The following is a 20,877-nucleotide window of genomic DNA, read 5'->3' on the forward strand; positions in this document are numbered from 1 at the left end:
TACCCGCGCGCGGGTGGAACATCGTGGCGCGGGCGCGGTTATTCCGCATCAGCCGAGGGACCACAACACGCGATGACCGATCAGCCCAGCCAGACACGCCGCATCTGCGTTCTGATGAACGCAGGCTCGGGCAAGCGCGACACGGCCCGCACACGCGATCTGATCGCGCGCGGTTTCGATGCGGCGGGCCGGACCGCCGAGATCCGCGAGATCGCCAAGGGCCGTCATATCCCGCGCGAGACGCGCCGCGCATTGAAAGACGGCTTCGACATCATCGTGGCGGCGGGCGGCGACGGCACCATCGCCGGTATCGCGGGCGAAATTCGCGGCAGCGGCACCCTGATGGGCATCATTCCCCTCGGCACATTCAATTACTTCGCCCGCTCGCTCGATATCCCCGAGGACGCCGAGGAGGCGGCAAGGCTCGTCGCGGACGGCACGCCGCGCCCGGTGCGCATCGGCGCGATCAACGGGCGCACCTTTCTCAACAATGCCAGCCTCGGCGCCTATCCTGCCATCTTGCGCACGCGCGAGGAAACCTATCGCCGTTGGGGCCGCAGCCGCATGGCGGCCTATTGGTCCGTCCTCGTCACCCTCGTGACGCTCCGCCGTCCGCTGCGCCTGCGCATCGACGCGGATGGCAAGGCCAGCACACACCGCACCCCCCTCGCCTTCGCCGTCAACAACGCGTTTCAGTTGCGCCAGATCGGTCTCGAAGGCGAGGAACATATCGCGGCGGGCCGGCTCGCCCTGTTCGTCGCGCCCGATACCGGGCGCTGGGGCATGCTCAAGAACGCGCTCGCGCTGGCGATGGGGCGCGCGCAACGCGACGTGCAGTTCCACCTGATCGGCGCCGAGCGCATCACCATCGCGGCCAAGCGCAGCTTGCGCGACGTGGCTTGCGACGGCGAGCGCGCGAAGATGCGCGCGCCCTTCACGCTCGAAGCGCGCGAGGGCGAGCTGACCGTGATCGCCCCCGCCGCGCGCCGGGACGATCTCAGATGAGCCGCATCATCCATCTCTCGGACCTGCATTTCGGCCGCGCCCGCCCCGAATTGCTGGCGCCGCTCACCGCGCAGGTGAACGCGCTCGCGCCCGATCTCGTGGCGATCTCGGGCGATCTGACGCAGCGCGCTCGCTCGGCCCAGTTCCGCGAGGCGGCGGCCTTCATCGAGGCGCTGGACGCCCCCGTGCTGGTGGTGCCCGGCAATCATGATATTCCGCTCCACGATCCCGTCTCGCGCATCCTGCGGCCCTGGCGCAACTATCACCGGCTCATCTCGCGGGATCTCGAGCCTGAATACGCCGATGACGGTCTGGTCGTGCTGGGCGTGAACACAGTGAACCGCTTCGCCCATCAAAGCGGGCGGTTCAGCCGCCGCGCGCTCGCCCGCATCGCCACGCGCTTCGCCGAGGCCGGGGACCGCGCGCGCATCATCGTGGCGCATCACCCGCTCGAGCAGCGCGCGACGGACACCAAGCGCCCCACGCGCGGCGCTGCCCGCGCGGTGGATCATCTCGCCCGCCTCGGCGCCGACATGATCCTGACGGGCCACCTGCACAGCTGGCGGGCCGAACCCTTCGCGCATAAGGACGGGCGCCGCGCGCTCCTGCAGATCCATGCGGGCACGGGCCTCTCCACCCGCCTGCGCGGCGAGGAGAACGATTTCAACCTGATCGAGACCGCCCCTGGCGAGATCACCGTCACACGGCACGCGGCGGGCGAAGGCGATATGGCCTTCGCGCCCGACCGGACGCGCCGCTTCACCGCCTCGCATACGGGCTGGAGCGCCGGCAAAGACTAGGCCTTTTTCTTCTTCCCGAGCCGGGCGATCATCGCGAAGAAGAGCGGCACGAAAAGCACGCCCAGCACCGTCGCGGTGATCGTGCCCGCCAGCACGCCCGAGCCGATCGCCGTGCGCCCGCCCGAGCCCGCGCCCGAGCTGAGCACCAGAGGCGTCACGCCCAGCGAGAAGGCCATCGAGGTCATCAAGATGGGCCGGAAACGTTGCCGCGCCGCATCCACCGCGGCCTCGAAGATCACCTCGCCCGCGTCGTATTTCTCGCGCGCGAATTCGACGATCAGGATCGCGTTCTTGCCCGTGAGGCCGATCACGGTCAAGAGGCCTACCTGGAAGAACACCCCGTTCTCGAACCCGCCCAGCCACGCGCCTCCGAGCGCGCCGACGACCCCGATGGGCATGGCGAGCATCACCGCGAAGGGGATCGACCAGGACTCGTAGAGCGCCGCCAGCGCGAGGAAGATCGCCATGAGCGACAGCGCATAGAGCAGCGGCGCCTGACTGCCCGATTCCTGCTCCTCGAGCGACAGGCCCGTCCAGGCGATCTGAAAACCCGGCGGCAGGTTCTGCGCCAGCCGCTCGATCTCGGCGATGGCCTCGCCGGTGCTGACGCCGGGCACGGGGCTGCCCTGGATCTGCATCGAGGGCACGCCATTGTAGCGGTTCACGCCCTGCGGGCCGTAATCCCAGCCCGCATCGACGAAATTCGAGAAGGGCACCAGCCCGCCATTGACGTTGCGCACCCGCCATTTCTCGATGTCCGAGGGCACCGCGCGCGACTCGGCCTCGCCCTGCACATAGACCCGCTTGATCCGGCCCTCGTCCACGAAATCGTTGACGTATTGCCCGGCCCAGGCGGTGTTCAGAAGGTTACCCACATCGGTCGCGCTCACCCCCATCGCACCGGCGCGCCGCCAGTCGATATCGAGATTGAACTGCGCCGCGTCCTCCAGCCCCGAGGGCCGCACCGAGGCGATCAGCGGGCTTTCCGCCGCCATCCCCAGAAGCTGGTTGCGCGCTTCCAGAAGCTGCTCGTGACTCTGCCCGCCGCGTGCCTGAACGTAGAAATCGAAGCCCGAGACGTTGCCGAGCTCGATCACCGAAGGCGGCACGATGGGAAAGACCTGCGCGCCCTCGATCTGGCTGAACGCGCCGAAGGCGCGACCGGCCAGCGCCTGAGCGCTCTGTCCCGGCGCCTCGCGCTCGCCCCAGTCCTTCAGCCGCACGAAGGCGATGCCGAGGTTCTGCCCCTGCCCCGCGAAACTGAACCCGACCACGCCGAAGACGCTTTCGACGATGTCGCTCTCCTGCTCGAGATAGTAATTCTCGACCTGCTTGACGACATCGAGCGTCTGCTCGGCGGTCGTGCCCGTCGGCCCCTGGATCAGCGTGAAGAGGATGCCCTGATCCTCCTCGGGCAGGAAGCCCTGCGGCGTGCGCAGGAAGAGCGCGACCATGATCGCGACGATGCCGAGATAGATCAGCCCCACGCGCACCGGGCGCTTGACGATCCACGACACGCTTCCCGCATAGCCGCCCAGCAGCCGCTCGAACCCGCGGTTGAACCAGCCGAAGGGGCCACGCTTGGCCGCGCCGCCATGCTTGGCTTTCAGAAGGCTCGCGCAAAGCGCCGGGGTCAGCGTCAGCGCGACGATCACCGACAGCACCATCGCCGAGATGATCGTGACCGAGAATTGCTGATAGATCACCCCCGTCGAGCCGGGAAAGAACGCCATCGGCACGAAGACCGCCGAGAGCACCACCGCGATCCCGATCAGCGCGCCGGTGATCTCGTCCATCGACTTGCGCGTCGCCTCGCGCGGCTCCAGCCCCTCCTGCTCCATGATGCGCTCGACATTCTCGACCACCACGATCGCGTCATCGACCAGAAGACCGATCGCCAGAACCATGGCCAGCATCGTCAGCGTGTTGATCGAATAGCCCATCAGCGAAAGCACCCCGAACGTGCCCAGAAGGACCACCGGCACCGCCAGCGTCGGAATCAGCGTCGCGCGCAGGTTCTGCAGGAAGAGATACATCACGAAGAAGACGAGGATGATCGCCTCGACCAGCGTCTTGATGACCTCCTCGATCGAAATCTCGACGAAGGGCGTCGTGTCGTAGGGGATGACGTATTCGATCCCCTCGGGGAAGAACTGCGCCAGCTCCTCCACCCGGCTTTCGACCGCCTGCGCCGTGTCGAGCGCGTTGGCGCCGGGCGCGAGGCTCACCGCGAGGCCCGAGGCCGCCTGCTGATTGAAGCGCGAGATGGTGCCGTAATTCTCGGCCCCGATCTCGACCCGCGCCACGTCGTTGACGAGGACAAGGCCGCCATCCGTCTCGGCGCGGATCACGATCTGGCGGAAATCCTCGGGCGTGCTGAGCAGCGATTGCGCGGTGATCGTGGCGTTCAGGACCTGACCCTCCACCGCCGGTCGCGCCCCGAATTCGCCGGCCGAGATTTGCGCGTTCTGCGCGCGTACCGCCGTCACAACATCCTGCGGCGTCAGCTCGAACGCGGCGAGCTTGGCCGGATCGAGCCAGATGCGCATCGCGTATTGCGCACCGAAGACGCGCACATTGCCGACGCCGTCGACGCGGCTCAGCTCGTTCACCATGTTGGTTTCGAGGTAATCGCCCAGATCGGTCGCATCATAGCCGCCGCTTTCGGCGATGAGCGCGATGACCATCAGGAACCCGGTCGAGGATTTCTGCACCGTCACGCCCTGCCGCTGCACCGGCTCGGGCAGAAGCGCCGTCGCCTGCGCCAGCTTGTTCTGCACCTGAACCTGCGCGATATCGGGGTCCGTTCCCGTCTCGAAGGTCAGCGTGATGCTCGCGCCCCCGGCGCTCGTGGAACTCGACGAGATGTAGCGCAGACCGTCGAGGCCGGTCATCTGCTGTTCGATCACCTGCGTGACGGTATTGGCCACCGTCTCGGCGCTGGCGCCCGGATAGGCGGCGTTCACCGTCACCGTGGGCGGCGCGATCTGCGGATATTGCGCCACCGGCAGCGTGACGATCGACAGAACGCCGATCCCCATGATGAAGATCGAGATGACCCAGGCGAAAATCGGTCGGTCGATAAAGAAACGGGCCATGCGTGGGGCGCTCCGGTCAGGTCAGATCAGGCACGAAAATGCGGTTCAGTCTCTATTCTGCGGCTTGGCCCTCGGCCCCGCCCTCGTCTGCGCTTTCAAGAGCATCGGCCTTGTCGGCACTCTGCTCGGTCGCGCTCACCGTCGCGCCGGGCGTGGCTTTCTGCAGGCCGCCGACGACCACCCGGTCACCGTCCTCGAGGCCGTCATCGACCACCCAGTCCTGCCCCCGGTCCTGAAGCACGCTCAGCACGCGCTGCTCGACCACGCCGTCCTCGCCGACGACGAGCGCGGTCGGCTGGCCGCGCCGGTTGCGGCTCACGCCTTCCTGCGGCACCAGAATGGCACCCTCGGCGACGCCGGACGGCATCTCGGCCTGCACATACATGCCCGGCAGAAGCAGCTTTTCTGGATTGGCGAACTCGATGCGAAGCACCACCACGCCCGTCAGCGGATCGACCACCGGCTCGGCGGCCGTCAGCATGCCGGTCTGCTCGAAGACCGTGCCATCCGCCAGCGTGAGACGCACCTCCTGCGATCCCTCGCCGGTCTGCATGGCGAGATTGCCGCGCCGAAAGGCCAGAAGCTCCGCCGCCGACTGCGTGACGTCCACATAAACGGGGTCGATATTGCGCACCGTGGCGAGCGCGGTGCCCTGGCTCGCCGTGACAAGCGCGCCGGGGCTGACCATCGAGCGGCCGATTTCGCCCGAAAGCCGCGCGCGGATCTCGGTGCGGTCGAGCTCGATCTCCGCCGATTGCAGCTGCGCCTCGGCCGCCTGAAGGCTTGCCAGCGCGCTGTCGCGAGCCGCCACGGCATTGTCGAGCGCCTGCTCGCTCACCACGTTGCGCTCGCTCAGCGTCTCGAGCCGGTCCGCCTCGCGGCGGGTCGCCTTGACCTGCGATTGCGCCTGCGCCACGGCGGCGCGGGCCTGTGCGACGGCGGCCTCGTAGCTCGCCGGGTCGATCTTGTAGAGCACATCGCCCGCCTCGACGCGCCCGCCCTCGTCGAAAAGCCGCTCGGTGATGATGCCCGCCACCTGCGGGCGCACCTCGGCTTCGGCGGAGGCGACGACGCGGCCCGGCAGGGTCGTCGTCAGGTTCACGTCGCTCGCGCGGACCGTCACCACCGTCACGCCGGGCGGCGGGCGATCGCCCTCCTGAGCAAGGGCCGGCCCGGCCAGAGCGGCAGCGGTCAGGGCAATCAGGGAAAGAAGATGTCGCATCGGCGCATGGCTCCAGACGGGATCGGGCATGATTGCGCCGACCTTAGATCAAACTGTCTGGTTCACAAGGGCCGATGCCCCCGCCGCATGCTAGCGCAAACCATCCGTTGCAATCTCGCCGGCAAGCTGGCGCATCACCGCGCCCCGCGCCGCCGCGATATCCTGCGCCGTGCCCTCGCCCGCGATCGGCACCGACAGCGAGAAGAGCCGCGCCCGGTCTCGCCCGTTCTCAGGCGCCACGAAATACTGCCCCGACATGCGGAACGTCCCGTCCGCGTAGGCCAGCATCTCCTCGATGCGCAATTCCAGCTCAGCATCGGGCCGGTCGAGGAAGGGCCAAGGCTCGCTCGCCACCCGCGCGCCGGTGATCTGCGTGAGATACCGCGTCAGCTCGAGCGTGATCGCACGGCCCGGATCGTCGGCCCAGAGAAGACCGTCGCCCGCGACGATCCGCCCGTCCGGCCCCGAAATCCAGATCTCCTCCGACGCCGCATAGGTCGGCAGGGAGACCGCCCGCAACGAGACCGCCCCGTAGGCGATGCGCTGCGTCATGCCCGCATCGGCGCGCGGCACCGCCACACGCTCGTCCGGGGCGCCGCATCCGGCGAGGGCGGCCAGGGCGGCCAGCATGGCGAAGGGGGCGGTTCTCAGTGTCATGTCAGCGTCCTGTCAGCAGCGAATTGGGATTGCGTTCGATCGCACGGGCCAGCGATGAGACCGCCTGCGCCGCGCGCTCGATCTCGCGCAGGGCATTGCGGGCGTCCCGCCCGAGGCCGTTATTGGCCTGATACCCTTCGATGGTGGTGCCCGCCTGCGAAAGGACAAGGCGCGCCTGCTCGATCAGGCGCGGCAGCTCGCGGCTGGCATCGGCGAAGGTGTCGGCCGCGTTGCTCGCCGAGTTCAGCGTGTCCTTGGCCGTCTCGACCACGCCCGAATTGCGCAGCTCCTCCAGAACGCCGCTCAATTCGGTCAGCGCGCCGTTGAGGCTCTCGGGCAGCTCGCGCGTGCTCTGCTGGTTGAGGAAGCTGTCGACCGTGGTCAGAAGCTCGGTCACCTGCCCCGCCATTTCATCGAGCGCCACCTCCTCGACGTTCGAGGCGACCCCCTCGATCCGCGCGACCAGTTCCGGCACGCCCTCCACGGCGGTGTTGACGCTCTGCGCCGCCTCGGCGGCATCGTCGAGCGCCTTGCCCAGACGGTCCGCGAGCGCGGCCTGGTTGAAGCCTTCGATGAGCGTGGCAAGCTGATCGACCGCCTCGTTGATCTGCCCCGGCAGCGCGCGCACGTCCTCGGAATTGATCGCGCCCCGCGCATCGGCCAGAAGCCCGTTGAGGTTCTCGGGCGCGTTGCGCACGCCCTCGCTGGTGATGAGCGCGTTGATATTGCCCAGAAGCGTGATCGCCTGGTTCATCACCTCCTCGACGGGCAGGTTGTTGATGCGCTGGAAGACCCCCTCGGCGGTGGCCGAGACGTCGGAGATATCGCTCTCGGTGGTCGGGATGCGCAGTCCGCTGTCGCCCAGCTCCTCGATCTCGGCGGGCGGCGCGTCCGGCGCCTCGATCAGCTCCACCTTCAGGCCGCCCGTCAGGATCGACGTCGTCGCGAGGCGCGCGCGCAGCCCGTTCTCGACGCGATCCTCCAGAAAGGCGAGCGCGGCCTCTCGCGTCTGCGTGCCCTCGAGCCCCAGCTTGCCGGGCCGGATCGCCATCGTCGCCACGAGCCGCACGCGGTTGTCTCCGAACCGCTCGGGATCGACGAGACCGTTGAGCGAGCTGACCCGCCCGATATTGAGGCCCGCCAGCTCGACCGGCGCGTCGACCGATAGCCCCGCGATATTCTCCTCGAAGACCGCCGAGATGTTGAGCGTCTCGCCCTCGTCGCCCGAAAAGAGGTTGGCCCGCGCCGTCGCCTCGTCCGCATGGACCGTGACCGACGCGCCCGCATCCAGAGGCTCGCCGCCCGACACGAGCGTGCCGAAGGAGACGCCCCCCGAAATGAGCGAGGCGACGGACGAGAAATCGAGCACCGCGCCGCCCGGTCCGAGCGAGAAGGAAAAGCCCGATGTGTCCCAAAACCGCGTCGCAGAGTCGACGAGCCGGTCATGCGGCGAGAAGATGATCGCCTCCGCCTCGGCGGTGGAGCCATCGGCGCTGATCCGCGGCTTGCCGACCTTGCCGACATTGAGGCCCTGATAGATGATCGGCGCGCCCTCGGTCAGCGACACGCCGTTTCCGGCGCGCAGAGTCAGAAGAAGGCCCTCGTCGTTGAGCCGCTGAAGCGGTGCATCGGGCCGGCCGGTGAATTCCGTGACGAGCCCGTCCGGCTCGCTGTCCCAGATCCCCTCCAGATAGACGCCCGACAGGACGGTATCGAGGCCCGAGACGCCCTGCGCCGTGACCTCCGGGCGCACGACCCAGAATTGCGCCCCGGCATCGACGTAATCCGCGACATCGTTGTGGAGCCGCACCGACACGATCACGCTGCCCAGCCCTTCGGAGAAGCCGACCTCCTCGACCATCCCGACCGTCACGTCCCGGTAATGCAGCTCGGTCGAGCCCGCGGAGATGCCCGAGGCGTTCTCGAACGAGATCTGGATGAGCGGGCCCTGGTCGAGATAGGTCCGGATCGCCACGGCGATCACCGCGACGAAGGCGATGAGCGGCACCAGCCAGATGACCGAGATGCGCCGGAAAGGGCTGCCCTTGGCCGCCTTGATGGGGGGCGGGGGCGGAGTGCCGTTGGTCTCTGTCACGCGGTCGTTTCCTTTTCTGTGCCGGCGGGGGCCGGATCGGCCTCACCCTTTCGGCCTCGCCTGGGCGCGCCCTGCCCCGTATCCCAGATCAGGCGGCTATCGAAGCTTTGAGCAGATAACATCGTGAAGATGACGGACAAGGCGAAAAAGAGGCTCGCGCGGCCCGGGGTGATGTTCACGAGCGTCTGAAGCTGCACCAGCGACGACAGCACCGCGACGACGAAGACGTCCACCATCGACCAGCGCCCGATATACTCGACGATCTCATAGAGCTTCTGGCGCAAATCGTTCGAGATCTGCGGCCCGCGCCGCACCCCGATCACCAGCCCGAGGATGATGACGAACTTGCCGACCGGGATGACCGCGCTGGCCAGAAGGATGATGATGGCGACGCCCCAGGCGCCATGATGCGCCAGCTCGACCGCGCCGCCGATGATTGTGTTGCCCGTGCTGCCGACGAGCGTTTTCGTCTCGATCATGACGTAGAGATTGGCCGGGATGTAGCAGGCGAGGCCCAGCACCCACCACGCCATGACCTTTTGCAGCGACATGGGATCGCGCGACGTGATCTTGCCGCCGCAGCGCGGGCAGATCGTCGTGCCCTTCGGCGACACCTTGGTGCAGCGCCGGCAGCCGACCAGATCCATCTCGCGGGCTGTCTTCATCTCTCCAGCGACTTCCATATCGAGTAGCGGCACATGACCATGTCGGTCGCCACGACGGCGATCATCAGCGCGGCGAACATCCACGCGGCGGGCCCGAGGCTGACTTCGGCAAGATCGCTGATCTTGACGAGCGCCACCGCGCAGCCGATCGCGAAGATCTCGGCCATGGACCACGGCGTGAGGTCTTCGGCGAGGCGGAAGGCATGCCGGGCGAGCGGGGCCGGCGGCTTGTCCTGGATCACGGGGACCAGAACGTAGATCAGAAGCAGAAGCCGCACCATCGGGATGATGACGATGAAGGCGAGGATCGCGGGCGCGAGGATCGCAAGCGCGCCGGTGAAGGCGAGGCTCGTCTGAACGATCGAGGTGCCGTGGGTCAGCCCCCCTGCCCCGATCGACAGGAACGGAAAGAAAAGCGCGCCGGTGATGAGGATGAGAACGCTCGCCGACATGGCGATGAGCCATTTGCCCGCCTTGCGCCGCGGCGCGATCAGCACCGTATGGCAGCGCTCGCAATAGGCCCGCTCCTTCACATGCACGTCGGGCACGGAATAGACGAGGTCGCAATTCGGGCAGGCGATCAACGCCTCCAGCGGATCGCTATCGATCGTTTCGCTCTTTTGATCTGTCGCGCTCATAGCGCGGCATTGTCGTCGCAGCGGCGACGGACCGCAAGCGGGGTTTCAGGAGGGAGCTTGCCACGTCGGAACTTCTATAAGTAATTGATTATATAGGATTAAATCTTATTACATGTGTTTTGCGGCGAAACGTCACGGTTTATCGAGCAAGGCCGTGATCTCCATCATCAGCGAATCCATGAGCTCCTCATCAAGCTTGCCGCCCTCGAAGCGGAGCACATAGCCCGTGGCATCCCGCATCCTGCGGATCGTGATCCCCGACCCGGTTTCCAGGATGTCGGCCCCCTGCCAGGCGGAGGATTGCGGCCTCCTCGGCCGGCCGCCCCGCGTGCCGCCCTTGGGCGCCTCGTCCACCTGCGCGATCACCGATTCGACCGTGGCCCATTCCTGCTCCGAGTTTTCCGGTATCCGCCGCGCCAGCGCCTCGCGCAGGGCCGCATCGGCTCCGTTCCGCAGCGCCGTGGCCAGACGCAGCCCCCGCTTCTCGCTCAGCGCCTCGGGGAAGGTCAGCATATCGCCCAGCTCCTCGAAGATCATGGCGAAGGACCGCACCTTGCTCCGCTTCGATTTCGAGGCCGTGGCATAGAGGCGGTCCACCGCCTCCTCGACATTCAGAAAGGCCCCCTGCTGCGCCGAGATGACCGCGATCCGTCCCCTCTCGAACGGGGTCAGCTGCGAGCGCACCTCGTTCTCCTCGACCATGGAGATGAAAGCGCCGTCGGCCTCCGAGCGGGGCCGAATTATGGCGCGTATCCTGTCGTATTTGGCCTGTCCGGTCAGTTCCTGAAGCGCCCGCACCGCGATGAACCGGCGATACCCCGAAATCAGCCCGTAACGCGCCCCACCGGGCGCCGGCTCCGCCAGTTCGAAGACCTCGATCGGCAGACGCAGACCGCTCGCCGCGATGGACTGACGCAGTTCGATCATCTCGTCCTCGGCCAGATCGATCCTGTCGCGGACCATCGCATCGGGCTCGATCTCCTCGAGCGGCAGCTCGGTCATCAAGAGCCCCGCCGCTCGCGCCTCCTTCAATGCATTGGAATCCGCCGCAAGCCTCGCCTGCCCCGCACGGATCTCGGCGCTCGCCGTCTGGATATTCTGGGCCGCGTCCCCCGCAACCTGCGCGATCGGCGCCCCCTGCCCCAGCGGCGGCCGCCCGGAGGTTTCGCGGCGAAACTCATCCTCGAACCGGCTGATCTCCTCGGCGCTCGGCGCCTCGAGCTTCTTACGCTTCGCCATTTTCGGCCTCCTTCTTGCGCGCGACCTCATCTCGATACCACGTTCCGATGATCAATTCCTTAACCTCGGCCCATGTTCTGTCGAAGGTCTCGCGGCCGCGAACGTAAGTGTCGCGATTGAATTCGCGATAATCCGCCTCGTAGATGCCATTCACCTGCTCGCCGGCCTGCCCGACCATCGCCGTCATCTCCTGGCGGTACGTGGTCATAAAGTCCCCGAAATAGGCCTGAATCACATTCGCCAGGTCCGTCTGCTGGTTCGCATCGAAGCGCGTGATGATCGCCCGGACGGCATCCCATTCGAAGCCGATCTCGGGCAGACCGTCGCGGCGGCGCACGGCGTTCTCCCCCTCTTCGATGCTGGCGAATGTCGAGTAGAGCATATCGAAGAACCGCCCCGTGCTGTCGAATTCGAGAAAGGACGCGCCAAGCGGCACTAACAGAATGTCGGCCGCCGCCAGGGCGTTGATCGTCAGATACCCAAGCGCGGGGGGCGTATCGAGAAAGATGATGTCGTAGTCATCGACGACGCCCTCGCCGGTCAGAGCATTTGTCAGCGCATCCCATAGCGGCCAGCTGCGCAGCCCCATGCGCCATACCGGGATCTGAAACTCGGCCCAGTAAAGATTGAGCTGTGCGCCGAGCAGATCGATATTCGGCCAATGCGTCTCCTGGATCAGGTTTCGCGGCGAAACCCCGAGCGCCTCGGTCAAAGTCTCGTCGAAGGGCAGGGCGGGCTCGCCCGCGGCTTCGCGCACGAGGTTCTCGGCCTGAACGGCCTTGGCGTAGTCCTTCGCGAGGAGGGGGAAGGTGGTCGACCATTCGTCGGCCACGTCGCCGCCCATGATCGACGTCAGCGAGCCCTGGCTGTCGAGGTCGATGACCAGCACCTTGTAGCCGTCGAGCGCCGCGGACATGGCGAGATGCGCGGTGGTCGTCGTCTTGGACGTGCCGCCTTTGAAGTTCGACACAGCAACGATCTTGGCGGGCAGACCCTCGGGACGGTAGGGCAGGTATTCGCGGCCGGACGCGCCTTCGGCGGCGAAGTGGCGGCGCAGGCGAAGCACATCGTCGAGCGAGAACCATTTGGAATTGCCCTCGCCGGTTCCTTGAGGCAGATCGGGATGCTTCTTGAGCACCCGGCGGAAATGGGCGGGGGCGACGGGGATGAGATACTTGCAGATCTCCCAGGTCGAGAAGCGGCGCAGGCGCTTCTGGCCGTCGGGGGCATAGCCGCGGCGGGCGAGGTCCTGGCGGCCCTTGCCGGCGAAGGCGGCGGCTTTCGCGAATCGGGCCGTGTCGATAGGATCCGAGAGCTTGGCGGCGGCGGTGGCCGGGTCGATGTTGAAATAGGGGGGGAGGGGGTCCTTGCCTGAGATCATTGCTCTGCCTTCGCGATGTTCGCTGATTTCGGTGATCTACCTCGATCTATCGCACATCCCGGGCCATCCGTGAATCCGTCTTTGTCGATTCGCGCCTAAAATCCTCTATTTCCACGAAGAAAGCAGCGACAAAGTTGTAGAGTCTTTGAGAAGATTTAAGATCTTTGCTTCGAATATAACCATTACGAACAAAGTCTTAGGTTCTTCCAGGTACCTGCATTCAGGAGCTGCGGCACCCGTTTGCAGGAGGAACGGCACCCATCGTCAGGGCGATCAGGCCCGATTCGCGGGAAGACGGGCACCAGGCTGCGGTTAGACCCTGTTTCGGCCCGTTTGGCGTACGCTCGGGTAACCTCCCGTTCATGATTGGCCCGTAAACGGGTACCTCAGAGACTCACGGCGCGGGGTGCTGAGGGCTTAGGGGACCCGTTTTCGGGAGCGCGCCGAGGCGAGACGCTCCGAAGAAAAGCACCCGATGGTGGATTGATCGCGGGTGCCTTTGTGGCCATACTGCCATGAAAAAACGAGGGCGAGCGATGAGTGACATTCCACGCGAGCGGCTGACGGGATCGCTCAGGCGCGCGGCGGTCAAGAAGCATGTGGCGGCGATCCATGTGTCGGGCAAGCTGTCGCTTCTTCAGCGCAAGCTGTCGAACGTGCTTTTGCTCAACGCCTATGACACGCTGACGACGCAGCGCAGCCACCAGATCGATGCGGGCACGCTCTGCCTGATGATCGGCTACAACTCGAACGACACCGCGACGCTGAAACAGTCTCTGAAAGGCCTTGCAGAGACTGTTGCCGAGTGGGACATGCTCGATGCCAGCGGCCAGCAGGAATGGGGCGTCTCTAGCCTACTGAGCTATGCGACGCTCAAGAACGGCGTCTGCGAATACGCCTATTCGCCCGCGCTTGCGGACAAGCTGCACGATCCGAAGGTCTTCGCGCTCATCAATCTCAACATTCAGCGCCGCTTCACCAGCGGGCATGCGCTGGCGCTTTACGAGAATTGCTACCGGTTCATCCGCACGGGCAGCACCGGCTGGTGGTCGATGGAGATCTTCCGGCGGCTGATGGGCCTCGACGGGTCGAGCTATTACGAGAGTTTCAAGCATCTCAACGCCAAGGTCATCAAGCCCGCCGTGGCGGAGGTGAACAAGACGAGCAACATCGTCATCACGCCCGAGACGCGCAAGCGGGGCAGGGTGGTCACGGATATCCGGTTTCTCATCAAGGAGAACCCGCAGCTTGCCATACTCGATCTCGACGATGGGGCGGCGGCGCGGCATGGGCCGGTCTATGCGCGGCTGCGCGAGCTGGGGGTGAGCGACCGGCTGGCGCGACAGTGGCTGACGACGCATGGCGAGGAGCAGGTCGAGGCCAAGCTCGATTACGTCGCGGGGCGCAAGAACGTGGGCAGCATGGTGGGCTATCTGAGCGCCGCGCTCGCGCAGGATTACGGCGAGGCGGCGGCGCCCGCCAAACCCGGCAGCGCGCGGGCGCAGAAGCTGGGGCGGATGCAGGCGGCGGCGCAGGCGCGCACGCCGACCCAGCGGGACGCGGACAAGCGCCTGTTCGCGAGCCGCATCGACGATCCCGCCGCGCGCGCCGATTTCGAGCGGTTCGGCTGGATGTCGGCGCTGAACGCGCGCGCGATCCTCGATTTCTGGCACGAGATGGACCCCTCGATCTACGACGGCATCGAAGAGGGCTGAGGCGCCCCGATCAGGCGGTCAGGGTGAAGGGCGCGAGCCGCTCGGCGATCAGCGCCTCCATCTGCGCGCCGCTCTGGGCCGGGGGATGATCGCGCGCGGTGATCATCGCGGTCTCGTGCCGGATGCGCGGCGCGAAGGGCCGCCAGGTCAGCCCGTCGCCCAGATCGGCGCGCGCGTTGATCGGATCGATGATGGCGAGCCCCCCTCCCGCCGCCACGAATTGCCGCGCGATGGCGTAGTAATAGCTGAACGCACGGTAGCGCAGCGGTTTGCCCGCCTCGTGCATCAGCGTCTTGAGCTGGCGGTCCGTCGCGTGATCGCCGTTGACGCCGATGAGGCCCCGCCCGGCGAGGTGCTCGGGCGTGATGACCTCCTCGGCCACGAGCGGATCATTTTCCTGCATGATGCAAAGGCACTCCATCGCGAAGACGCGGCTTTCGAGGCCGGCGACCGGCACGGGCGTGTCGATGAGGCCGATATCGATCTGACCGCTCGCCGTCCAATCGGCGATCTGGCGCGAGGAATGCACGCGCAGCTCAACATGGGTGCCGGGATGGCCCTGCTGAAACTCCGCGATGATCTTGGGCAGGAAATGCATCGACAGCGTGCCGTTCGTGGCGATGCGCAGCCCGGCGGCCCAGCCCTGACGAATCTCGTCGGCGCGCTGCTCGATCCGCGACAGGGACATGAGGCCCTGGCTGATTTCGCCGCGCAGGCGCAGCGCCTCTCCGGTGGGCGCGAAGAAGCCGCGATTGCGATGAAAGAGGCGGAACCCCAGCTCGTCTTCGAGATTGCCGAGCGCGATGCTGACCGCCGGCTGCGTGAGGTTGAGCCGCTGCGCCGCGTTGCTGACCGATCCGGCCTCGTAGAGCGCGTTGAAGACTTCGAGATGGCGCAGCTTGAGGGGCATGATGACCGGATCCGGCAATTTGCATAAACAAAACGAAATTTATTATAACGCATATTAAATTGCTAAATTCAAGGGCGCTGCCTAACCTTGCGGCAAGCGGGGCGCATAAACAGGGGGGCCGGAACATGCAGCAAGGCGACGATTCGCGGCTCTGGGCGCCGGGCTGGTCCGCGTCGTCCTACTGGCTCGAGGGGCTGGACGCGCCGGATGTTCCGCAGGCCGATCTGCCGCGCGAGGTGGATGTGGCCATCGTCGGGTCGGGCTATACCGGCCTCAACGCCGCGATCGAGACGGCTCGGGGCGGGCGCAGCACACTGGTGCTCGAGGCCGGGGTGCCGGGGCAGGGGTGCAGCAGCCGCAACGGCGGTCAGATCAGCACGTCGATCAAGCCGGGCCTCGCCGCGCTGACCGCGCGGCACGGACCCGAGCGGGCCGAGGCGATCCGGGCCGAGGGGCGCCGGGCGCTCGACTGGATCGAGGAGCGTATCGACGCCGAGAAGATAGACTGCGATTTCCGCAGGGCAGGGCGGTTTCATGCGGCGCATACGCCCGCGGCCTACGAGGATCTGGCGCGCGATGCCGAGGTGCTGCGCCGCACGGAAGGCATCGAGGTGGAGGTGATCCCGCGCGCCGAGCAGCGCCGCGAGCTGGGGACCGACGCCTATCACGGCGCGGCGCTCTTCCCGCGGCATGCCGCGGTGAACCCGGCGAAATACCTGCATGGCCTTCTGCGCAGTGCGATGAAGGCGGGGGCGATGGTGCTGGGGCAGACGCCCGTCCTTTCGATCACGTCCGGGCCGACCGGGCACGAGATCCGCACGGCGCGCGGCATGGTGCGCGCGCGCGACGTGATCGTCGCGACCAACGGCTATACCGGCGCCGCGACGCCCTGGCAGCGGCGGCGCGTCATTCCCATCGGCAGCTACATCATCGCGACCGAGCCGCTTGCGCCCGAGGTGATGGACCATCTTTTCCCCACCGACCGCATCGCCAGCGACACCTGCAAGGTGGTCTATTACTACCGCGCCTCGCCCGACCGCACGCGCATCCTCTTCGGCGGGCGCGTCTCGGCCGCCGAGACGGACACGCGCATCAGCGGGCCGCGCCTTCACGCCGACATGTGCCGCATCTTCCCCGAGCTGAGCGGCACGCGGATCAGCCATAGCTGGATGGGCACCGTCGCCTACACGTTCGACGAGCTCGCGCATTGCGGCACGCATGAGGGCGTGCATTACGCCATGGGCTATTGCGGCTCGGGCGTGTCGATGGCGAGCTATCTGGGCATGCGCATGGGCCAGAAGGTGCTGGGGCTGGCCGAAGGGCAGACCGCCTTCGACGGCCTGCCTTTCCCGACGCGGCCTTTCTACAACGGGCGGCCATGGTTCCTGCCCGCCGCCGTCGCCTGGTATCGCTGGCGCGACACGCGGCAGCGAGAGCGCGCCATGGCGGGCTGAGACGATCGACCCCAAAGCCACCGGAACACCGGGGCTGTTCATCCAACGGAGGAGAAAGACATGACACGCAAAATCGCACTGACACTGGCCGGAGGCCTGATGGCCACGACCGCGCTGGCGCCGATGGCACATGCCGAAGGGAAGGAATTGACCGTCGCGAGCTGGGGCGGCTCCTATCAGGAGGCGCAGAGCAAGGCGCTTTTCGAGCCGTACGAGGCCGCGACGGGCAACACCGTCAAGCAAGAGACCTATGGCGGCATGTCGGATGTGCGCCTTCAGGTCTCGTCGGGGCAGGTCACTTTCGACGTGGTGGCCAGCGGTTCGGGCTCGGCGGCGCGCGCGGGGGCGGAGGGGCTTCTGGAGCCGCTCGATTACGAGATCATCGACGTCAGCGACTTCCCCGAGGAGTTCTATAGCGAATATTGCGTGGGCGGCGACGTCTTCTCGGTCGTGCCCGCGTTCTCGACGGCGAAGTTCGGCGAGGACGGGCCGCGCGGTTGGGCCGATTTCTGGGATACCGAGAAATTTCCCGGCACGCGCGCCTATCGCGGCACCGTTTCGGGTGCGCTGGAGCCTGCGATGCTGGCCATGGGCGTCGCGCCCGAGGATGTCTATGCCGAGCTGAGCAGCGAGGAAGGCATCGAGCGCGCGCTCGACAAGATCCGCGAGCTCAAGCCCAATATCGCGGTCTTCTGGACTTCGGGCGCGCAGCAGGCGCAGCTGATGAAGGACGGCGAGGTCGACATGACCACGGGTTGGAACGGGCGGTTCGACAATGCCAAGGCCGATGGCGCGGAAGTCTCTTATTTCTTCGATCAGGGGCTTCTTGATTACGACTGCTTCGCGATCCCGAAGGGCGCGCCGAACAAGGATCTGGCGATGGAGTTCCTCGCCGAGATCTCGAAGGCCGAGTATCAGGACGATCTGCCCAAATACATCACCTACGGCCCGACCAACTCGGCCGCCTACGAGACGGGCGAGATCAGCGAGGAGATGGCCGCCAAGCTGCCTTCCGCGCCTGAGAACCGGGCCAAGCAACTGCCCATCTCGCTCGAGTGGTATGCCGAATGGGAGCAGATCGCGGCGGAGATGTATCAGGAGATGCTGACCGAATAAGCGGACTGCCGGCCACGGGCGGCGTGTCCGTCCGTGGCCCAATCAAAAAAGACGAGGGAGCGAGAGAGTGACCACCAGAGCCGAAGCCCTGCCCATCACCGTGCGGGGCGTGACCAAGACCTATGGCCGCGTGCACGCGCTCGACGATGTCTCGCTCGACGTGAAGAGCGGTGAATTCCTGACGCTTCTGGGCCCGTCCGGCTCGGGCAAGACGACGCTTCTGATGGTGCTCGCGGGGTTTACCCGGCCCGATCGCGGCAGCCTCAGGTTCGGCGAGGACGAGATGATCCGCACCGCGCCGCATCTGCGCGGCGTCGGTATGGTGTTCCAGAATTACGCGCTGTTTCCGCATATGACCGTGGCGGGCAATGTCGGCTATCCGCTGCGGCTGCGCGGCGTGCCAAAGGCCGAACAGGCCGAGCGGATCGAGCGGGCGCTCGAGCTGGTGCAACTCGGCGGTTACGGCGCGCGCGGGATCGAGCAGCTTTCGGGCGGGCAGAAGCAGCGCGTGGCGCTGGCCCGGTCCATCGTGTTCGAGCCGCGAATCCTGCTGATGGATGAGCCGCTTTCGGCGCTCGACAAGAAATTGCGCGACCGGATGCAGATCGAGCTGCGGCATCTCCATGAGCAGCTCGGCATGACCACCGTCTATGTCACGCACGACCAGCGCGAGGCGCTGACCATGTCCGACAGGATCGCCGTTGTGAATCACGGCCGCATCATGCAGCTCGCGACGCCGCAACAGCTCTATGACCGGCCCGAGAACAAGTTCGTCGCGGATTTCATCGGCGACTCGACCTTCCTCGCCGTGACGCGGGACGGGCAGGGCGTGCGCTATGGCGGCGCGCGCTTGCAGATGGACGGCGCGGTGCCTGCGGGCGACGATCTTTTGCTGATGATCCGGCCCGAGCGGGTGCGGCTTCTCGACGGGGAGGCGCCCGAGGGCACGAATGTGCTGGATGCCACCGTGACCGAGCTCGTCTATCAGGGCGAAAGCTATCTTCTCTATGCGCGGCTGGAGGATGGGACCGAGATCGCCGTGCGCGGCGCGATCCGCGAGGGCACCTTCGCCAAGCTGCCGCGTGCGGGCAGTGCGGTGAAGCTGGGTCTGCACCGGGCCGATACGGTCGTCATCGCGGACGGGAGCAGCTAGATGGCCGCGACCGACATGCCCCGCGGCACGCCCGCCGACATGCATGCCGCCGGCCTGCGCCGCGACGAGCGGATGGAGCGCTGGAAGCTCTTCGGCCTCGGCTCGCCCGCGCTGCTGCTGGTGCTGGTGATCCTCGTCATTCCCGTGGGCTGGCTCTTCTACGTGTCTTTCGTGGGGGCCGATGGCAGCTTCTCGCTCGAGAATTACGAGCGGATGGTCTCGCGCAAATCCTACATGCGCATCTTCATCACCACCTTCCAGGTGAGCGTTCTGACCACGGCGCTCTGCATCCTGATCGGCTATCCGCTGGCCTATTTCATGTCGCAGCTTCCGGCGAAATGGGCTGGCCTCTGTCTCATCACCGTGCTGCTACCCTTCTGGACCTCGCTTCTCGTGCGCACCTATGCGTGGCTGGTGCTTCTGCAAAAACAGGGCCTCGTGAACCAATGGGCGATCAATATCGGCCTCTGGGACGAGCCGGTGAAATTCGTGCACAACATGACCGGCACGCTGATCGGCATGGTCCATATCATGCTGCCCTTTCTCATCCTGCCGGTCTACGGCGCGATGCGGGCGATCGACGCGGATTATCTCAAGGCGGCGTCCAATCTCGGTGCCAGCCCGAAGCGTGCCTTCTGGACGGTGTTCTTTCCGCTTTCGACGCCCGGTCTTTTCGCCGGATCGCTCATGGTCTTCGTGCTCTGCCTCGGGTTTTTCGTTACGCCCGCCGTACTGGGCGGCGGTCGCGTCATCATGGTCTCGATGAAGATCGTCTCGAACATCGAGCTCTTCGTGAACTGGGGCGCGGCGAGCGCGCTCGGCGTCGTGCTTCTGGTCCTGACGGTGGCGATCCTCTGGGTCGCGTCGCGCTTCCTTCGGCTCGAGCAGATGACGGGCGGGGGGCATTGATGCTGGGCTGGCTCAAATCCCCCGCGTCGGAGACGCAAGTGACGCATGGCCAGCGTCTCTGGCTCTATCTGTTCGCGGCGATCACGATGGTTCTTCTGGTGCTGCCGACGCTCATCGTGATCCCGATGTCCTTTTCGGATTCGCAATATCTCGAATTCCCGCCCGAGGACTGGTCGCTGCGGTGGTATCGCAACTATTTCGGCTCGCCCGAATGGATGCTGGCGACGCGCACCTCGCTCAAGGCCGCGGTTCTGACGATGCTGGTCGCAACGCCCATCGGCGTGCTGGCGGCCTATGCGCTGCACGCCTCGAAGCTGCCCTATATCCGCGCGGCCTTCGTACTTCTCATCACGCCGATGATGGTGCCTGTCGTGCTGATCGCCATCGGCGCGTTCTACGCCTATGTGAAACTCCAGATCCTCTACACGATGGCGGGGCTCGTGCTGGCGCATAGCCTGCTGGCGATTCCGCTGGTGGTGATCGTGACCGGATCGGCGCTCAAGGGGTTCGACATGAATCTCGAGAACGCGGCGCGCAGCCTCGGGGCGCCGCGCTGGAAGGCGTTCCTGACGATCACGCTGCCGCAGATCCGATTCGCGGTCGTCACGTCGATGCTGCTGTCGTTCCTCGCCTCCTTCGACGAGGTGGTGATCGCCATGTTCATCTCGGGCGGGGACAACCCGACGCTGACGCGCAACATGTTCAACGCGCTGCGCGATCAGATCGACCCGACCATCGCCGCGATCTCGACCATCATGGTTCTGGTGACGACGCTGATGATGGTGCTTGCGGCGCTATTCGGGCGTGATAAGTCCTGATC

General features: G+C 66.2%; 17 protein-coding genes. 8 read left to right on the forward strand and 9 right to left on the reverse strand.

Going from position 1 to position 20,877, the window contains the following annotated elements:
• Nucleotides 1-72 precede the first annotated feature (72 nt).
• Together ACGRVM_RS15655 and ACGRVM_RS15660 are read left to right on the forward strand one after the other, a co-directional pair.
• Nucleotides 73-1,005: a diacylglycerol/lipid kinase family protein gene (locus ACGRVM_RS15655; RefSeq protein ID WP_377173181.1), complete on the forward strand. Its 933-nt coding sequence runs from the start codon at nt 73-75 to the stop codon at nt 1,003-1,005.
• Complete coding sequence (locus ACGRVM_RS15660; protein ID WP_377173179.1) at nt 1,002-1,805, forward strand: metallophosphoesterase family protein; 804 nt, start codon at nt 1,002-1,004, stop codon at nt 1,803-1,805. The genes ACGRVM_RS15655 and ACGRVM_RS15660 overlap by 4 nt, the downstream gene beginning before the upstream one ends.
• Here the strand turns inward: ACGRVM_RS15660 and ACGRVM_RS15665 are convergent.
• The 8 genes from ACGRVM_RS15665 to ACGRVM_RS15700 form a co-directional block, all read right to left on the reverse strand.
• Nucleotides 1,802-4,903: an efflux RND transporter permease subunit gene (locus tag ACGRVM_RS15665; RefSeq protein WP_377173177.1), complete on the reverse strand. Its 3,102-nt coding sequence runs from the start codon at nt 4,901-4,903 to the stop codon at nt 1,802-1,804. The genes ACGRVM_RS15660 and ACGRVM_RS15665 overlap by 4 nt on opposite strands.
• 52 nt (nt 4,904-4,955) lie before the next feature.
• Nucleotides 4,956-6,125, reverse strand: coding sequence for an efflux RND transporter periplasmic adaptor subunit (locus ACGRVM_RS15670; protein ID WP_377173175.1), 1,170 nt, complete (start codon nt 6,123-6,125; stop codon nt 4,956-4,958).
• A gap of 90 nt (nt 6,126-6,215) precedes the next feature.
• Nucleotides 6,216-6,782, reverse strand: a complete 567-nt coding sequence (locus ACGRVM_RS15675) for a PqiC family protein (RefSeq protein WP_377173173.1) — start codon at nt 6,780-6,782, stop codon at nt 6,216-6,218.
• Nucleotide 6,783: 1 nt separating this feature from the next.
• Nucleotides 6,784-8,877 carry a PqiB family protein gene (locus ACGRVM_RS15680; RefSeq protein ID WP_377173171.1) on the reverse strand — a complete coding sequence of 698 codons (2,094 nt, stop codon included), beginning with the start codon at nt 8,875-8,877 and terminating at the stop codon, nt 6,784-6,786.
• Nucleotides 8,874-9,542 (reverse strand): paraquat-inducible protein A, encoded by a 669-nt coding sequence (locus tag ACGRVM_RS15685; RefSeq protein WP_377173169.1) that lies wholly within the window; start codon nt 9,540-9,542, stop codon nt 8,874-8,876. The genes ACGRVM_RS15680 and ACGRVM_RS15685 overlap by 4 nt, the downstream gene beginning before the upstream one ends.
• Nucleotides 9,539-10,180 (reverse strand): paraquat-inducible protein A, encoded by a 642-nt coding sequence (locus tag ACGRVM_RS15690; RefSeq protein WP_377173167.1) that lies wholly within the window; start codon nt 10,178-10,180, stop codon nt 9,539-9,541. The genes ACGRVM_RS15685 and ACGRVM_RS15690 overlap by 4 nt, the downstream gene beginning before the upstream one ends.
• Before the next feature lie 132 nt (nt 10,181-10,312).
• Nucleotides 10,313-11,419 carry a ParB/RepB/Spo0J family partition protein gene (locus ACGRVM_RS15695; protein ID WP_377173165.1) on the reverse strand — a complete coding sequence of 369 codons (1,107 nt, stop codon included), beginning with the start codon at nt 11,417-11,419 and terminating at the stop codon, nt 10,313-10,315.
• Nucleotides 11,406-12,800 carry an AAA family ATPase gene (locus tag ACGRVM_RS15700; protein ID WP_377173163.1) on the reverse strand — a complete coding sequence of 465 codons (1,395 nt, stop codon included), beginning with the start codon at nt 12,798-12,800 and terminating at the stop codon, nt 11,406-11,408. Before ACGRVM_RS15700 ends, ACGRVM_RS15695 begins: the two co-directional genes overlap by 14 nt.
• Nucleotides 12,801-13,336: 536 nt before the next feature.
• Here ACGRVM_RS15700 and ACGRVM_RS15705 point away from each other — a divergent pair.
• A complete protein-coding gene (locus tag ACGRVM_RS15705; protein WP_377173162.1) occupies nt 13,337-14,515 on the forward strand; it encodes a replication initiation protein in 1,179 nt (392 codons plus the stop codon).
• 10 nt (nt 14,516-14,525) lie between these two features.
• On the opposite strand, the gene ACGRVM_RS15710 is transcribed toward ACGRVM_RS15705, so the two are convergent.
• Entirely contained in the window at nt 14,526-15,425 is a 900-nt protein-coding gene (locus ACGRVM_RS15710) for a LysR family transcriptional regulator (RefSeq protein ID WP_377173161.1), read from the reverse strand.
• A 125-nt stretch (nt 15,426-15,550) separates the two neighbouring features.
• Between ACGRVM_RS15710 and ACGRVM_RS15715 the strand changes: the two genes are divergently transcribed.
• The 5 genes from ACGRVM_RS15715 to ACGRVM_RS15735 all read left to right on the forward strand — a co-directional run bounded on the left by ACGRVM_RS15715 (nt 15,551) and on the right by ACGRVM_RS15735 (nt 20,875).
• Nucleotides 15,551-16,879 (forward strand): NAD(P)/FAD-dependent oxidoreductase, encoded by a 1,329-nt coding sequence (locus tag ACGRVM_RS15715; protein WP_377173159.1) that lies wholly within the window; start codon nt 15,551-15,553, stop codon nt 16,877-16,879.
• A gap of 60 nt (nt 16,880-16,939) precedes the next feature.
• On the forward strand, nt 16,940-17,995 hold the full coding sequence (locus tag ACGRVM_RS15720; protein WP_377173157.1) for a polyamine ABC transporter substrate-binding protein: 1,056 nt from the start codon (nt 16,940-16,942) through the stop codon (nt 17,993-17,995).
• Between the two features lie 67 nt (nt 17,996-18,062).
• Nucleotides 18,063-19,148: an ABC transporter ATP-binding protein gene (locus ACGRVM_RS15725; RefSeq protein WP_377173156.1), complete on the forward strand. Its 1,086-nt coding sequence runs from the start codon at nt 18,063-18,065 to the stop codon at nt 19,146-19,148.
• Entirely contained in the window at nt 19,149-20,057 is a 909-nt protein-coding gene (locus ACGRVM_RS15730) for an ABC transporter permease (RefSeq protein ID WP_449619170.1), read from the forward strand.
• Entirely contained in the window at nt 20,057-20,875 is an 819-nt protein-coding gene (locus ACGRVM_RS15735) for an ABC transporter permease (RefSeq protein WP_377173154.1), read from the forward strand. The genes ACGRVM_RS15730 and ACGRVM_RS15735 overlap by 1 nt, the downstream gene beginning before the upstream one ends.
• Nucleotides 20,876-20,877 lie beyond the last annotated feature (2 nt).

The sequence above is a fragment of the Roseovarius aquimarinus genome (assembly GCF_043661195.1).
Taxonomy (GTDB): domain Bacteria; phylum Pseudomonadota; class Alphaproteobacteria; order Rhodobacterales; family Rhodobacteraceae; genus Roseovarius; species Roseovarius aquimarinus.

Coding starts and splice junctions, on each gene's coding strand:
- ACGRVM_RS15675 (WP_377173173.1), bottom strand. CDS start 6,782: ATGACACTGAGAACCGCCCCCTTCGCCATGCTGGCCGCCCTGGCCGCC.
- ACGRVM_RS15685 (WP_377173169.1), bottom strand. CDS start 9,542: ATGAAGACAGCCCGCGAGATGGATCTGGTCGGCTGCCGGCGCTGCACC.
- ACGRVM_RS15705 (WP_377173162.1), top strand. CDS start 13,337: ATGAGTGACATTCCACGCGAGCGGCTGACGGGATCGCTCAGGCGCGCG.
- ACGRVM_RS15670 (WP_377173175.1), bottom strand. CDS start 6,125: ATGCGACATCTTCTTTCCCTGATTGCCCTGACCGCTGCCGCTCTGGCC.
- ACGRVM_RS15660 (WP_377173179.1), top strand. CDS start 1,002: ATGAGCCGCATCATCCATCTCTCGGACCTGCATTTCGGCCGCGCCCGC.
- ACGRVM_RS15720 (WP_377173157.1), top strand. CDS start 16,940: ATGACACGCAAAATCGCACTGACACTGGCCGGAGGCCTGATGGCCACG.
- ACGRVM_RS15695 (WP_377173165.1), bottom strand. CDS start 11,419: ATGGCGAAGCGTAAGAAGCTCGAGGCGCCGAGCGCCGAGGAGATCAGC.
- ACGRVM_RS15715 (WP_377173159.1), top strand. CDS start 15,551: ATGCAGCAAGGCGACGATTCGCGGCTCTGGGCGCCGGGCTGGTCCGCG.
- ACGRVM_RS15700 (WP_377173163.1), bottom strand. CDS start 12,800: ATGATCTCAGGCAAGGACCCCCTCCCCCCCTATTTCAACATCGACCCG.
- ACGRVM_RS15730 (WP_449619170.1), top strand. CDS start 19,149: ATGGCCGCGACCGACATGCCCCGCGGCACGCCCGCCGACATGCATGCC.
- ACGRVM_RS15655 (WP_377173181.1), top strand. CDS start 73: ATGACCGATCAGCCCAGCCAGACACGCCGCATCTGCGTTCTGATGAAC.
- ACGRVM_RS15690 (WP_377173167.1), bottom strand. CDS start 10,180: ATGAGCGCGACAGATCAAAAGAGCGAAACGATCGATAGCGATCCGCTG.
- ACGRVM_RS15710 (WP_377173161.1), bottom strand. CDS start 15,425: ATGCCCCTCAAGCTGCGCCATCTCGAAGTCTTCAACGCGCTCTACGAG.
- ACGRVM_RS15735 (WP_377173154.1), top strand. CDS start 20,057: ATGCTGGGCTGGCTCAAATCCCCCGCGTCGGAGACGCAAGTGACGCAT.
- ACGRVM_RS15665 (WP_377173177.1), bottom strand. CDS start 4,903: ATGGCCCGTTTCTTTATCGACCGACCGATTTTCGCCTGGGTCATCTCG.